12 protein-coding genes, 1 tRNA gene and 2 pseudogenes are annotated in these 14873 nt (G+C 62.9%); 7 read left to right on the top strand and 8 right to left on the bottom strand.

Annotation, left to right across the window (positions count from 1 at the left end; translation table 11 throughout):
- Nucleotides 1–294 precede the first annotated feature (294 nt).
- A complete protein-coding gene (istA, locus tag RHM57_RS10250) occupies nt 295–1821 on the top strand; it encodes an IS21 family transposase (RefSeq protein WP_322187929.1) in 1527 nt (508 codons plus the stop codon).
- Nucleotides 1818–2489 (top strand): ATP-binding protein, encoded by a 672-nt coding sequence (locus RHM57_RS10245; RefSeq protein ID WP_322140259.1) that lies wholly within the window; start codon nt 1818–1820, stop codon nt 2487–2489. The genes istA and RHM57_RS10245 overlap by 4 nt, the downstream gene beginning before the upstream one ends.
- A gap of 3 nt (nt 2490–2492) precedes the next feature.
- Here RHM57_RS10245 and RHM57_RS10240 read toward each other — a convergent pair whose 3' ends face one another.
- From RHM57_RS10240 to RHM57_RS10230, 3 genes are all read right to left on the bottom strand, one after another.
- Nucleotides 2493–3560 (bottom strand): hypothetical protein, encoded by a 1068-nt coding sequence (locus RHM57_RS10240; protein ID WP_322140880.1) that lies wholly within the window; start codon nt 3558–3560, stop codon nt 2493–2495.
- Nucleotides 3561–3955: 395 nt separating this feature from the next.
- A complete protein-coding gene (locus tag RHM57_RS10235) occupies nt 3956–4294 on the bottom strand; it encodes a helix-turn-helix transcriptional regulator (protein ID WP_322135572.1) in 339 nt (112 codons plus the stop codon).
- 3 nt (nt 4295–4297) lie between these two features.
- Complete coding sequence (locus RHM57_RS10230) at nt 4298–5362, bottom strand: tyrosine-type recombinase/integrase (RefSeq protein ID WP_322140879.1); 1065 nt, start codon at nt 5360–5362, stop codon at nt 4298–4300.
- Between the two features lie 155 nt (nt 5363–5517).
- Between RHM57_RS10230 and RHM57_RS10225 the strand changes: the two are divergent.
- A pseudogene (locus tag RHM57_RS10225) lies at nt 5518–5679 on the top strand (ATP-binding protein); the annotation flags it as partial.
- A 43-nt stretch (nt 5680–5722) separates the two neighbouring features.
- Here RHM57_RS10225 and RHM57_RS10220 read toward each other — a convergent pair.
- From RHM57_RS10220 to RHM57_RS10205, 4 genes are all read right to left on the bottom strand, one after another.
- Nucleotides 5723–5950: a M1 family aminopeptidase gene (locus RHM57_RS10220; protein ID WP_322140258.1), complete on the bottom strand. Its 228-nt coding sequence runs from the start codon at nt 5948–5950 to the stop codon at nt 5723–5725.
- A gap of 344 nt (nt 5951–6294) precedes the next feature.
- Nucleotides 6295–6738: a PRC-barrel domain-containing protein gene (locus RHM57_RS10215; protein ID WP_322135575.1), complete on the bottom strand. Its 444-nt coding sequence runs from the start codon at nt 6736–6738 to the stop codon at nt 6295–6297.
- Nucleotides 6739–6879: 141 nt separating this feature from the next.
- Nucleotides 6880–7764, bottom strand: a complete 885-nt coding sequence (locus RHM57_RS10210) for a fructose bisphosphate aldolase (RefSeq protein WP_323508717.1) — start codon at nt 7762–7764, stop codon at nt 6880–6882.
- Nucleotides 7765–7906: 142 nt separating this feature from the next.
- Nucleotides 7907–8884, bottom strand: a complete 978-nt coding sequence (locus RHM57_RS10205) for an L-lactate dehydrogenase (RefSeq protein WP_322187923.1) — start codon at nt 8882–8884, stop codon at nt 7907–7909.
- A gap of 693 nt (nt 8885–9577) precedes the next feature.
- Between RHM57_RS10205 and RHM57_RS10200 the strand changes: the two genes are divergently transcribed.
- From RHM57_RS10200 to RHM57_RS10190, 4 genes and pseudogenes are all read left to right on the top strand, one after another.
- Nucleotides 9578–12175, top strand: a complete 2598-nt coding sequence (locus RHM57_RS10200) for a plasma-membrane proton-efflux P-type ATPase (protein ID WP_322187921.1) — start codon at nt 9578–9580, stop codon at nt 12173–12175.
- A gap of 196 nt (nt 12176–12371) precedes the next feature.
- A pseudogene (locus tag RHM57_RS19580) lies at nt 12372–12816 on the top strand (hypothetical protein).
- A 7-nt stretch (nt 12817–12823) separates the two neighbouring features.
- Entirely contained in the window at nt 12824–13090 is a 267-nt protein-coding gene (locus tag RHM57_RS19575) for a hypothetical protein (protein WP_369125166.1), read from the top strand.
- Nucleotides 13091–13346: 256 nt separating this feature from the next.
- A tRNA-OTHER gene (locus tag RHM57_RS10190) sits at nt 13347–13417 on the top strand.
- A gap of 74 nt (nt 13418–13491) precedes the next feature.
- On the opposite strand, the gene RHM57_RS10185 is transcribed toward RHM57_RS10190, so the two are convergent.
- Nucleotides 13492–14793, bottom strand: coding sequence for an ISL3 family transposase (locus RHM57_RS10185; protein WP_322135197.1), 1302 nt, complete (start codon nt 14791–14793; stop codon nt 13492–13494).
- Nucleotides 14794–14873: the final 80 nt, after the last annotated feature.

Genomic DNA, 14873 nt, shown 5'->3' with positions numbered 1-14873 from the left:
AGTCGTGAGACGTTTTATATCTCTAGGGTTATGAGGCATGCGGAGGCCTTGAACACGGTTTCTCATTGACATCCGCGCGGAACCAAGCCAGGACCATTTGTTAGCGGCCATGCCAAACTGCCCATAGGCGGCCACGGAAGTGCCCACTGATGGCCAGTAGAACGGCCCGTTGGTGGCCATGAGATCTGCCCACTTCTATTTCTGAACCCCCGCCCGGTTACGTGGCGGGAGCCCCTTCCTGGGATTTGATGACGGTGTCTAGTCGCATCAAAGTCGCCCAGGAAGAGGCCCTGAATGAAGTTTGACGGAGAAATCATGGAAATACTCGCTGCCTACGACCTGACTGAGTCGTTGCGTGCCGCGGCCGAGCTCACGGGCTGCTCGCATCACACCGTCGCCCGGCACGTCGCCGCGCGCGATGCGGGCCGGCCGCTCGCGGAGCCCGCCTACCGGGGCCGGGTCACGGACCCGTTCCTGCCCAAGATCGAGGAATGGGTGGAGGCGTCGCAGGGCAAGATCCGTGCGGACCGGGCCCACGCGAAACTGATCGGTCTGGGCTACGCGGGTTCGGAGCGGTCGACGCGGCGGGCGGTCGCGCAGGTCCGCGCTGCGTTCCGGCTCGGTCGGGTGCGGGTGCACCGGCCGTGGATCACGGAGCCGGGGATGTGGTTGCAGTATGACTTCGGCGACGGCCCCGTCATCGATGGGAAGAAGACGGTGTTGTTCGTCGCGTGGCTGGCGTGGTCGCGGTTTCGGATCGTGATCGCGTTGCGGGACCGGACGGCGCCGAGCGTGTTCGCCGCGTTGGAGCGCTCGTTCCGGCTCCTTGGCGGCGCGCCGACCTACGTCCTGACCGATAACGAGAAAACGGTCACCGTGTCCCATGTTGCCGGGGTGCCGGTGCGGAATCCGCAGACGGTGGACTTCGCCCGCCACTACGGGGTGAGCGTGCTGACGTGTCAGCCCGCGGATCCTGCGTCCAAGGGCGGGGTGGAGTCCTCGGTGAAGCTCGCCAAGGCTGACATCGTGCCCAAAGACACCAACCTGCGGCCCGAATACGCCTCGTTCGCCGAGGTCGAAGCGGCCTGCGAAGCATTCATGGCCCTGGTCAACACCCGGGAGCACCGCGCCACCAGGCGGAAGCCGTCGGTGATGCTCGAGGAGGAACGGCCCCGGTTGCACCGGGTCCCTGACACGGCGCACACCGTCGCGCTGGGCCTGACGCGAGCCGTCCCGGAGAACACGCCGATGGTCATGTTCGAGAACGGCCAGTACTCGGTGCCGGCGCACTTGCTCGGCGCCCGTGTGTTCGTCCGCAGCCACGGGGTCGGGGCCTCCGAGCAGGTCGTCATCGTCCACGTCGGCAGTGACGGGCCCGTTGAAGTCGCCCGGCACCGGCGGGCCCGGCCGGGCAGCCCGAAGATCGACGACGCGCACTTCCCCGACCATCGGGAGAAGATCCCGGGCGACTACACGATCACCCCGCGCAGCGCAGCGGAGACGGAGTTCCTGGCCATCGGGGCTGGCGCGCACGCGTGGTTACTCGAAGCGGCCGCGGCCGGGACCGCGCGGATGAACGTGAAGATGGCCGAGGCCGTCGCGTTGGCGAAGATCAGCGGCACCGCCCCGGTCGATGAGGCCCTCGGGCAGGCGGCCACTTATGGTCGTTTCGCGACCGGTGACCTCGCCTCCCTCCTCAGCGCAGGCTCGATCCGTCCGCAGGCACGCACGGCGGGCGAGACGAGCTCGCTCGCGCAGGGCACCGCCGGGTGGGCGGCGATCGGGCAAGCCGCCGATGACGAGTTGGAGCAGAGCGCGTGAGCGTCACCCAGGCCGCCGCGCCCGCGCTGCCCGCGGACCTGGAAGCGTTGATGCGGCAGTTGAAGATGCCCTACGCCCGCGCCCTGGCGCCGGAACTGATCGCGACCGCCCGGGCGCAACGCTGGGAACCCGTCGAGATCATCAAGGCCCTCTTCGTTGAGGAAGTCACCGGCCGGTCCCGGTCGATGCTCGCGACCAGGAGGCGAGCGGCGGGGTTCCCCACAGGAAAAACATTCGACACCTGGGACGAATCGGCGTCCTCGATCCCGGCCCCCACCCAGCAGGCCCTCCGGACGTTGGAATGGATCGGCCGGAAGGAGAACGTCGTCGTTTGCGGGCCCTCCGGGACTGGGAAGACCTTCTTCCTCGAGGCCCTCGGCCAGCAAGTCGTCGAGGCCGGGATGAGGGTCGCGTGGTTCCGCCTTGAGGACCTCGGCGCTCTCGTCCGCGCGCACCGCGCCGACGACTCCGTCGGCCGGGTCGTCGCCCGGATCCTGCGCTCGGACCTGATCGTGATCGATGACATCGGGCTCCTCGAAGTCGGGGCCGACGCCGCGGAGGGCCTCTATCGACTCGTCGATGCGGCCTACGAGAAACGATCCATCGCGGTCTCGTCGAACCTGCATCCCGCGAAGCCGCATACGTTCAAGTTGACGTATGCGAGTTGATACCTAATCTTCATAGGTTGAAGCGAAGACTTCTTCCTCGCGGTCGACAGCATCGAAGACGTAGTGCAGTGCGCCGCCGGCTGTCATGCCGAATGCCGCGGCGACCAGTCTCGGGTCGTGGGAGTGGGCGAGATCGGCGAGACGGGTTTGACGCAGGACAGCTGGCGTGACGCCGGCCGGATCGAGAATATGAGTCATGAAATACGGCGACGCTGCAGTTTCGTGAGCGCGTGAGTCTTTCGTGAGGACGAGGTGCGGGTTGTTCGTTCGCAGCGCCAGCCGCGCCGTCAGCACCGCATCGATAGCAGCGAGCGTGATGGGGTCCAGCGGCACGTTATACGGCCGTCCCGCGATGACCATCGTCCCTGCCTTTGTGCTGATGTCCGAGACCAGAACAGCGCGGATCTGACGGCTGCTCATACCGTGGAGAAGAGCGAACAGTCCGACCACGCGCTCTCTCGGGTCGATGGTGGTGAGTATCCACCGATGGATAAGTCGGCGTTGTTCGGCGCTGTTGAGCGTTCGTCCGGCGAAGCCTGTTGGGCGTGGTCGAGTCAGACCGAGGGCCGGGTTGATCAGGATGAGCTTTCGTTTGCCAGCGAAGGTGAAGAACATGCGGAAGCTGGCTAGCCGATGCCGGGAGCGGCTCCCGAGGAACTCCTCGATATCGCCGGCGGTGACGGCGGCCCAATCGTTGATGCCGCGTCTCTCGAGGAAGTTGGCCAGGGCCGCGACATCAGCCAGTCGGGCCTCGATCGTGGCGTCTTTGAGTCCGCGGCCGCCGACCAGGTTTGCTCGAGTGCGCGATCGCAGGAGATAGTCGCAGAAGGCTGCCACGGCCGGGCGGAAGGGGATGGGGGCGCGGGCCAGGCGGCGCTCTCGGCGCCCCGCGCTCCGGCGGTCTTCCTCGTCTTGGAGGAAGGATCCGAGCCCATTCGTGACGAAATACTCATTGACGATTCGGGCGGTGTCGCCCGGTGATCGTCCGGGTGAACGCAGCGCGCGGACCAGAGCTTCGGGAGTGCAGACTCCTTGGATTAGGTGGTGTTCGATCTGCCGCAGGTGTCGCACCGCTACTGCGCTGACGAATCGGTCGCCGATGTCGTCGACCAGGGGTTCGAACCAGTTGGGAATGCTCGCCCCGAGCCGGATAAGAGCGGCGGCTGTTCGGTCGATCAGGGAGTTGTGGGTCCTTTGATAGCAGGCCGTGCATAGTCCGTGAGCTGCGTGTTTGGCCAGACGGCCACACTGGTCGCAGTTTCGCGGTGTCGGTTCTTTCCGGGGACGAGCTCGGCGCACGCACATCCCGCACAGGTCCTGTTCCGCACGGAGCACTCGCCGTTGGCCACACCGTGGGCACGGTTCCATCGTGGCCTCGCGTTTGGCTTTCCAATAGCACGAGGTGCAGCGACCCCGAGCATGGAGATTGGGGCTTCCACAGTCGATGCAGTTGCCGACGAGCGTCATCAGAATGGTGGCGGGGTATTGCGCGAGGCCCGAGACCGTTCCTGACCGGCCGCCGCTCGGAGGGGCTCCTGCGTGACCGGAGTTGGCGGAGTCCCGTTGCCGATGTCGGTGGTCGTATCAAGTTCGAGGAGATCATTTGCGGTGCAGTCCAGCGCTTGGCACAATGCGGCCAGAGTTGCGAGCTTAATTTGCGAAGGCTGTTGAGTCATCAAGGCGGAGATCGACGCGGATGAGAGTTCCAGACCGGCCTTGTCGACCAACAGGCGCCGCAGTTGAGCACCGGTCCACACTTCTCGTTGAGCGGCAGCCATCCGGAGCCGCCAGCGAAACTCTGCCATGTCCTATTCCTCCTTGGTCGCTTCGGCGAGAGTGGTCGTGAGGGCACGACGATAGGCGTCCTCGACGAACGTAGATGAGGGCGTCACATATCGCATCGTCGTGCCCACATTCCAATGGCCCAGCATCTGCTGAATGGCGACGAGATCGACACCGCGCTCGTAGTTGCGCGTCGCGCAGGCATGCCGCAGACTATGAGGGCTGAACTGCTCGTGGACCGGCCGGCCCTCCGCTCTGCACAGGGCCGCCAACCGGTTACGGATCGATCCTGAATTCATGAATCGGCCGCCCTCGTCGCAGAACAGGGCCGGGCTGCTTCCTCGAAATTTGGGGCGGACCTCGTCGAGATACCAATGCAGGATCAGGCCCAGATCGTCCAGCATGGGCACCCAGCGTGGCCTGGGACCGGAGCCTTTCGCCGCCTTACCCAAACGCACGTGAATCTTCCCGAACGGGCCTCGGTCAAAATGAAGATCGCGGATTTCCAACGTCGAGGACTCTGCAGAGCGAAGACCTGCGTGATAGAGCGTCCGGAAGAGTGCGTAGTCCCGAGCGATCGGAGCCCATTTTCGCGACTGCTCCATTCGAGCCTTCAGGAACGCGAAGAAGTCATCCATGCGCTCGGGCGATGGGGGCGGGCGGGTCGCGGGCGACTCGCTGGTTACGTGATGCCCAGCATGGAACACGTCGATCGGGTCGGCCAAACGGATACCGAAGCGAGCCTCAACGTCGGCGAAGTGCCGGGCTTGCAGAAACTGGAAGTAGTGTCTGAACGTGCTGACGTAGTCCCTGCGCGTGACGGGTCCCACGCCGCGTTCGATAAGCGCGGCGACGACCGCGTCGACGTCGAAGGCGGTCAGCTCCCATGCGGGCTTCTCCGCCAAAGCGAGGAAACGCTCAAGCACGCCCGTGCCGTTGTCGATGGTGAGGGCGCTGAATCCGCGGGCCACTTGGCTCGCGACGAAACCGTCCACGCACTGCCGCTGGAATTCCATCGGCTCCATGGCATCGGCCAGTTGCGCGCCTGGAGAATTGTCGCTCACCACGCGCAGCCGGGGTCGCGGCGTCACTGCATACCTCCCGCCCGCCTCGATTTCTGAGGCGCTGCCTCATATTTCACTCCTCGATCGAGCAAATCGCACCTCGCCACGCCGACCACGCTCGACCTACTCCCCACAGGGGATGCGGCACTCAGAGTCGGAACGAACGTATGGGAACCTCAGTTCGCTGGGGCGACGTCTTCGGCGACCAGGTCGTGGCCGCGGCCATGATCGACCGCATCGTTCACCACGCCGACGTCATCTCACTCAAAGGCGCCAGCTACCGGCTCAAGGACAGCGGAATCACCACCCTGCCTTCCGCCAGACCCGAAAACACCGTAGAATAGATGAACCACGGTGGCCTACTTTTCGAAGAGCACCAACGGCCTACTATTCAACGAGCGTCGACACCTGGGTCTGCGATGTTGGGCGTCCAGCCGTTGTTTGCCTCCAGGTATGGCATCGCGTCGGCAAACTGCGCAGGAATCGTTGCGGTGCCTTGATGCTGAGCGCACAGCCATTCGATGTAGGTGGCCAGCCTTCATTCAGCCAGATATCCTTCCAGCCAGAGGGCGTCACCGAATCGCCGAACCATTGGTGCCCGAGTTCATGGACCACTGTTGCTTCGTCCGCGACCTGTGAGTAAACAGGCGGGGTTTGAGTCTCTAGGGCGTAGTCGACTGAATCGTCGACAGTCGGGGTTTGACGGCGTGTTAAAGCGAGGTCCTCGCCCTAACTCAAGCCACGCCGACGCAAACGTCCTTACGGCTTGATCAGAGCGTTGACCGCTGGCAGCCCGAGGTTGCTCTACTCTGGCACCCTCGGCTTCCTCGCCGGGGCGGAGTCCTACTCCGACGTTCAGCGACGCTTCGAGGCGTGAAGCGATCCTGTGCGTGCTTGGGGGACGGGGAATCGCGGAGGTGTCCTCTGGCTGTGTTCAGGAATGCATTGTCGAACGATGGTCAGCGATACCACTTGCCGGCGAGTGGGTCCTCACCTGGGTACGTCGGAAGTGAGTAGCCGGGGCTCCAGAACGGCATGACTCCGTAGTAACCGTAGGTATTTTCGTAGAATTCCTTTTGGTTCACGAGTTCTGGGTCGTACGTGGGGGCACCGGCGATGTGCTCGGCGGACTGGCTGATGTGGACTTCGTCCTGGGTGATTTTCGTGATCGCATCTATCGGGATGAATGATTTGGCTTCTCCAAGTCCCAGGAAGCCGCCGGAGGCCACTTCAAGGAATCGAATCTTGTTCTCTTTTTCATCCAGGAGCAGCGCGTCGATTTTCCCGAGGGGTTGGTGGTCTTTGTCGAACACTCGCCGACCTCGAATGTCATCTTCTCGCTCGGCGACGGTTTCGTCACTGTCCTGTAGCCTGACCAGCTTGTCGAAGTGCGCATCTGTCATTTTCCCTATCCGTTCCGGCGGTGTGCCGCCTTGTCTTGCGTTGGCTGTTGGTTCGCTTTCATTCGGGAGGCGGAGTGGCAGGTCCAGTCAGGCCCTGTCAGGATCGATGGCGTTGCCACCCGCGTCGATCTCGGATGTGGTTCAGGTCGTGGACGCCGCGTAGATCCGCTCGACAGAGGCGGCCAGCACGGCGTCGAAGTCGGCGTCCGATTGTTGGGCGGTGAGGCCTTCGAGCAGAGCGCGGCTAAAGCTGGCGCTCAGACCGAGATTCTCGGCCAGCAAGCGGCACGCCTTCGTCTGACTGTAGCCACCAGAAAGCGCCACCACTCGAAGCACCATCGGATGGTAAATCAGGTCGGAGTAGAAACCGGCTACCGTCGGGATCGACAGCTTGAGGATCACCGGCTGGTCGGTGGAGAGCCCGTCGAGGGCTGCCAGGGCATCGGCTTTGAGGAAGTTTTCGGCCTCGGCCTTGTCGGGAGCGTTCACGTCGACTTCGGGTTCTAGGATCGGCACAAGGCCGTGGGCCAGAATCTGCCCTGCGACGGAAAACTGTTGGTCGACGATCGCCTGGATTCCGGCGGGGTTGGCTTCCTTGATCACGGAACGCATCTTCGTACCGAACATCGTGCGCTCAACCGCACGTGCGAGGAGGGGTTCCAGCTTGGTGAGTGGCTTCATCAACTGGACACCGTCTACCTCGACAGCGAGGCCCTGGTCGACCTTGACAAACGGCACGATGCCCTTGGCGGTGAGGTAATCACCCGTCAGCTGGCTGCCAACGGTGCGGTCCATGGTCTGCTCGAAGAGGATCGTCGCGAGAATGCGGTCGGAGGTGAAGCTTTCTGCGGTCATCACGCGGGCGCGCATCTGATGCATCAGGTCGAACATCTGCTCGTCGGTACTGTAGGACGACGGGTCTATTCCATAGAGCTTCAGTGCGCCGCCCGTGCTGCCGCCGCTCTGATCGAGCGCTGCGACGAAGCCGACTCCGGTGTTCATTCTTTCTGCTTGTTCGGTATTCAAAGTCCCTCCAAAGGTTGTGGACTCCATTTCAGTCTAGTGAGCAGCGATCCTCGTCTGAGTCGAGTGGCCGAGGGCGGTTTGTCCGCCACTTCTGTTCTGGTCTGGTCGCCTGAGCATCGCCGCAGGCGCGTTGACGGCGGCCTTAGGGCAGTCTGAGGGTGTCGAGGGTCGCGCGCAGGGTATGAGCCGAGTGCTGGAAGAGCTTCTGCTCCGCGTCGGAGAACGGCACCTCGATCACCCGGGACACGCCGCCGGCATTGACGACCGCCGGAACAGAGAGCGCAACCCGGCTTATGCCGCGATAGTCGGTGAGCAAGGAACTGATCGGAAGTATGGCGCCCTCGTCTCGCAGCACGGCCTCCACGATCCGGGCGCCGGAGAGTCCGATCGCATAGTTCGTAGCGCCCTTGCCTGCGATTACCCGGTATGCGGCGGTCTTGACGTCCTTGGTGATGGCCGCGAACTCGGCCTCAGAGAACTTCGCCCGGTCGTCGGATGCCGGCGAGATGTCGTCCTTGACCCATTCGGAGAGGGAGATCGGACCGACGCGAGCCTGAGACCAGAGCGGGAATTCCGAGTCGCCGTGTTCGCCGATGATGTCGGCATGTACGTTGGCAATCGCGACGCCGACGCGGTGCGCGAGCAGCAAGCGAAGCCTCGAGGAGTCGAGGACGGTGCCTGAGCCAAAAACCCGTGCCGACGGGAGCCCGCTGAAATGAAGGGCCGCGTAAGTGACGATGTCGCACGGATTGGTCACGATCATGAACACGGCGTCCGGCGCTCGTTCGACGAGTGTGGGCATCAACTCACGCAGGATGCCGACGTTGACAGCGGACATATCGAGACGCGATTGCCCGGGGTGCTGCCTGGCTCCTGCGGTGATCACGACCATGTTCGAGCCCGCGATCGCGTCGAGGTCCGCCCCGCCGGACACGCAGGAGGCGCCGGTGAACTGCGTGCCGTGGGCGAGGTCGAGTACTTCGGCTTCGACCTTGGGCTTGTTGATGTCGTAGAGCACCACCTCGCGGGCTGATTGCCGGATCAGCGCCGCGTAAGCGAGCGAGGTACCGACGGTGCCCGCTCCGATGATGGCCAGTTTGGAATTCTCGATTGCACTCATGAATCCACTCTCCTCCTTCGCGGTTTCCTCCGTCGCGGCGAATTGTAGGTCACCGGATGTCGCTGCATCCTTGATGCATGGAAACACTGCCGATCGGCCGTATCGCTCGTCTCGCTGGCCGATTTCCGAACCGCAGATGTAGCATGAAGGAGCGATCCCGTCCACCGATTGTGATGGGTCATGTGTGCACTCTCGATGTGAACGCGTTTATGTCTCGGTCGCTCATCCAGTGAACCAGGCTCAGTAGCGAGCAGTTCATGACCCGTTTGAGACCGAGGGAATCCATGGCCGATGCAACGCACGAATCCACCAGCATGTCCAAAGTGCCACAGTCCGGTGAACCCGCCGAGGTCTCGCCCGCTGCCGAGGTCTCGGTCCGGCGCTGGAATGAGCTGAAGCGCGAGTACAACCTTCGCCACACGACACTCGAGAGGTTCACGGAGCCGATTGCACCGGCTGACGAGCCGGGGCTCTTGCCGGCGCCGGGTGATTCTCCCAGTTAAGCCACCATACCGAAATTCATTGCACCGGCTAAAACCTTGTTTTTGTGCAACACTTGCATTAAGGCATCATTCGCGGAGGCGTACAGCCGGTTTATTCCGGCCTCGGCACCGAACGCGATTCACGTACACGGCGTGCGTCGCAGGTGGTCAACTCAGGGAATTGGAGCATGATGAGGACGCGAGCCCGGGAATGAGCACGGACAAGACCACGAACGCTGCGGCCGATTCGGCGACGTTAAAGCCCGACCCGGCACACGACCTGAAGTCGCTCCCGATGGCTGAGGTCCAGAAGCGGCTCGGCAGCTCACCGGACGGGCTGACCCAGTCAGAGGCCGACACACGCCTGGCAAAGTACGGTCCGAATGAGATCGCCGAGCATACGACGAACCCGCTTCTGAAGTTTCTTTCCTACTTCTGGGGCCCGATTCCGTGGATGATCGAAGTGGCCGTGGTTCTGTCCGGAGTGGTCGGGCACTGGCCCGACTTCTTCATTATCCTGGTGCTTCTCATGGCGAACGCTTTGGTCGGGTTCTTCGAGGAGCGCCAGGCCGGAAACGCCATCGCCGCCCTGAAGGACACGCTCGCTATGAATGCCCGGGTTCGACGTGACGGTACCTGGGTCACGCCCGCCGCCAGTGAGCTGGTGCCGGGAGACGTGATCCGGCTGCGGCTGGGGGATATCGTTCCCGCGGATGCCCGACTGCTGGAGGGCGACGAGATCGAGGTTGACCAGTCTGCGCTGACCGGCGAGTCACTGCCCGTGACGTGCGCGGCCGGGGATGCGGTGTTCTCGGGTTCGATCGTGCGCCGCGGCGAGATCGGCGCCATGGTCTATGCGACCGGTGCCCATACCAGCTTCGGTAAGACGGCCGGTCTGGTGCAGGATGCCCATACCGTCAGCCACTTCCAGAAGGCCGTTCTGAAGATCGGCAACTATCTCATCCTCCTCGCCCTCGCGTTGGTGACCGTGATCGTGGTGGTGTCGACTCTGCGGGGCGACCCGATCCTGACGACACTGCAATTCGCGCTCGTGCTCACGGTTGCGGCTATCCCCGTCGCGATGCCGACCGTGCTGTCGGTCACCATGGCGGTCGGCGCGCGGCTGCTGGCCCGGGAAAAGGCCATCGTCAGCAAATTGGTGGCGATCGAGGAACTCGCCGGCGTAGACATCCTGTGCGCGGATAAGACGGGCACTCTCACCCGCAACGCGCTGACCCTGGGCGACCCGTTCAGCCTTGACGGTGTTTCGGCCGCGGATATTGTGCTCGCGGGTGCGTTGGCTTCCCGCGCGGAAAACGATGACCCCATCGACCTCGCCGTCCTCGGCGGTCTCCCGGAGAAGACCGCGATGGATGCCTACACGGTCACGCATTACCAACCCTTCGATCCGGTTCACAAACGCACCGAAGCCACCGTCACCGACGACCGGGGTAGGACGTTCAGAGTCACCAAGGGCGCGCCCCAGGTCATCCTCGCTCTTGCCGACAATTCCGCGGACATCACCTCCGCCATTGACACCGCTGTGAATGACTTCGCCGCACGCGGCTTCCGGTCTCTGGGTGTGGCCCGCGCAGAAGGACAGGGAACGTGGCAGTTCCTGGGTGTCCTCCCGCTCTTTGACCCGCCTCGCGAGGACGCCGCATCCACCATCGCCACAGCGAAGGAGATGGGTGTGACGGTGAAGATGGTCACCGGTGACGCGATCGCGATCGCGAAGGAGACCGCCGCCAAGGTCGGTCTTGGCACGAATATTCTTGACGCGTCCGGCCTGGGCGACGTGAAGAAGAAGGAGACAGCGGCGGTCGGGGAATCCATCGAAACAGCTGATGGGTTCGCCCAGGTCTTCCCCGAGCACAAATACCACATCGTCGACGTGCTGCAGAAGCGCGGTCACATTGTCGGGATGACGGGAGACGGCGTCAATGACGCGCCCGCACTGAAGAAGGCGGACTGCGGGATCGCAGTCTCGGGAGCGACTGACGCCGCCAGGGCCGCCGCCGCCATCGTTCTGCTCACCCCTGGTCTGTCCGTGATCATCAAGGCAATCGAGGAGAGCCGCCGGATCTTCCAGCGGATGAACTCCTACGCCATCTACCGCATCGCAGAGACCTTGCGTGTCCTGCTGTTCATGACGGTGTCGATCCTGGTCTTCAACTTCTACCCCGTCACCGCGATCATGATCGTGATGCTCGCCATTCTGAACGACGGGGCAATCCTGTCGATCGCCTACGACAACGTGAAGTATCGGAAGGCTCCAGAGGCGTGGAACATGCGTCTGGTGCTGGGCATATCGACCGTGCTTGGAGTTGCCGGCGTTATCGCCGCCTTCGGACTCTTCTATCTGGCCGACAATGTCTTCCACCTCGATCGCGACCATATCCAAACCCTGATGTACCTGAAGCTTTCGGTGGCAGGGCATCTCACCATCTTCCTGACCCGCACCCGCGGCCCGTTCTGGTCGATCCGACCGGCCCGCATACTGTGGGTGGCGGTCCTGGGAACCCAGGCCGTCGCGACCCTCATTGCCGTTTACGGGCTCTTCATGACTCCGCTCGGCTGGGGCTGGGCCGCCTTCGTGTGGGGCTACGCGATCGCCTGGGCGCTTGTCAACGACCGCATCAAACTACTCGCCTATCGCATCCTCGACCCCGCAGGGAAGAAAGGCACGGCGGGCCGTGCGCTCACACAGTCGGCCGCACACTTGTCCGACGCACCGGAACCCCAAGTCGCCTCCACGGATCCGAGCACAGAAGGCGCCGCATCGCGAGAAACGAAGGGCCAGTCATGAAGATAAAAACAAGTGGCTTCCGCGTCGAAGCAGGAAAGAATGCGGACCTCGCCAAGCGCGCAACGGATGTTGGGGATGTCTCGGGGCCGACACAACGTATAAACAGGTCTTGCCTCGGCGTATCAAAAAGCTGAGCGAGCTGCAGCGGTTGCACTACGCCTCGGTGCACTAGTCCGTGTTGGTGATCTTCCAGGGCATGGATGCGGCAGGAAAGAATGGAGCGATCCGACACGTCATGTACGGGGTGAACCCCCAGGGCTGCCAGGTCTCCAGCTTCAAACAGCCCAGTAGCGAGGAACTCGAGCACGACTTTATCTGGCGTCCGACCCGCCGCGGGCCGGATCGGCACCTTCAATCGCTCATACTACGAAGAAGTTCTCGTCGCGCGGGCGCACCCGGAGATTATGCACGGCGAGGGTATCCCGGCCGAACTCATCGACGAGTCGTCCATCTGGAGAGAACGGCATCGCTCGATTGCGGACCTCGAGGCGCATCTGAGCCGCAAGGGGACGATGATCGTCAAGATCTTCGTGAACCTTTCGAAAGAGGAACAGGCGAACGGATTCCGCGAACTCATCGACGTTCCCGAAAAAAAACTGGAAGCTCACTCTCTCGGACATTCACGAACGGGAGTATTGTGACTCGCATTTGTCGGCTTACGAGAAATGCCTGACAGTCATGAGCACCATGGACAGCCCCTGGTACGTGGTGCCGGCGGACAGTGAGAAGAACGCCCTGCTCGTTCTGTCCCAGATCATCGGGGACACGAGCGCAACAGGGAACTGGCTACTATCCGCGCTGAACTCTGAAATGCATAGCGGGCACGGAGAACTGAGACACAAAAAGAGAGGTAGCGTTTTTGGTTGTGTTCTACGGAAACGGTTGGGGGTCCGAATCCCTCCAGGGGCACCATAGACGGCTTACTCGAACCATCACCCCGTTCCGCGGCGGTGAGCAGATCGTCTACGGTTTACCAATGCTCTTGACGGTCTTTTGCGCTGCGTGTGGGCATGGACAGTACATGCGCGGTCCTTACGGTCGTCGGTGCAGTAAGAGAAGTAGCCAAGCTTCCCAAAATCAGCCGAATTGGGCGCATTCGGCTAACGATCAGCGTTCGTACAGACGATACATAGGTGTGGAATAAATGTGGACTTCGTTCTCTAAAAGCCTCGCACCCCAGTAATGGCCTCGCGAGAATTCGGAATCAGTGGGTTCCGGGTTCAAGTCCCGGGGGGTGCACCAGTAAAGCCAGATCAGCGAAGGGTTCCGTTCTCACGAACGGGGCCCTTTTTTGGCTCTCCTGACTCTTCCGTGGGTTAGTCCCGGCCGGGAAGCACGGGTTTGTGCCCGCCGAGGCTGAGCATTGCGAGGGCGATGAGGGCCTCGGGTGATTTGAAGCCGAACGCGATGCGGGTCATGAGGCGGATCTTGGTGTTCATGGATTCGACGCGGCCGTTGGAGAGGCTGTGCTCGATGGAGGCCAGGATCGCGGTGCGGTGTTTCACGATGCTCTTCTGCAGTTTCACGAAGGACGGGATGCGGCAGCGGCGAGCCCAACCAACCCATTTGTCGAGAGCTTCGGTCGCTTCCTCGAGAGGCAGTTTGAAGATCACACGGAGGCCTTCCTTCAGGTAGTACGCCCGAGCCAGCCGGGGGTCGGTCTGCACGATCCAGGCGAGCTTCGTTTGTTGCTTCTCGGTCAGGTTTTCCGGGTTCTTCCAAAGCGCGTATCGGCAGTTCTTGATGCCCGTCGCCCGGGCGCTGTCTGGGCGTGCCGGGGCGTCGGCTGGGGGCCGGCCGCGAGTGCGTCGGGCATCGTTGTGCCGGGCGGCTTTGCGGGCCTCGTTCCACGCGCCCCGGCGGACTTCATCGAGGGCCTCGGTGGCCCATTTCACGACGTGGAACGGATCAGCGCAGCGAACAGCGTTCGGCGCTCGTTCCGCGACAACACTGGCGATCCAGGCCGCACCGTCCGCGGAAACATGCGTGATCAGTGCCGAACGCTCCGGCCCCAACGCATCAAAAAACGTCTCGAGGGTGGCCTTGTCCTGGCCTGGTGCCGCCCAGACGAGACGGCCAGAATCGTGGTCCACGACGCAGGTCAAGTACTTGTGGCCGCGCTTGTAACTGATCTCGTCAATCCCGATCCGGGTGAGGCCCGCGAACTGGTCGAACTGCTTCTCCGTATCTGCCCAAACCCGGGTGATGATCGCGCCCACGGTGCGCCACGCGATGCGCATCAGCACGGTGATGGCGGACTTGGATGTTTGCGTGGCCAGCCACGCGACCTGGTCATCGAAGAACAAAGTGTGCCCGCTCTGATGCCGGGCCCACGGCACGGCGGCGACCGTCACGCCATGCACCCGGCAGCTCACCCGCGGCGCCGCAGCTTCTAAGTGGATTTGCACCGAGCCGGCGTCCAGGGATCGCCAGCGGCGCCGCCCGTCACCGGCGTCGTAGCGCGGGCAGCGCTTCCGGCAGGCCCCGCACCGGTTCCGCATCGATGCCGTTGGGCGCACCGACGCGACCAGCATGCCCGTATCCGCGTCGAGATCGACCGCTTCGACGATGGTTTTGTCGACTCCGAGCAGAGTCCGCCATAGTGTTGAGTTTTGCACGCCGTTTTCTCGTCCCTGTGTTTCTTGCCTTTGTCAGTTAGAAACCTAGACGGAGAGCGGCGTGCACTCGTTAAGGCGCT

This window comes from Cryobacterium sp. 10S3 (assembly GCF_034344045.1).
Classification (GTDB): Bacteria; Actinomycetota; Actinomycetes; order Actinomycetales; family Microbacteriaceae; genus Cryobacterium; species Cryobacterium glucosi.
This window is presented reverse-complemented; position numbering and strand designations above follow the sequence as displayed.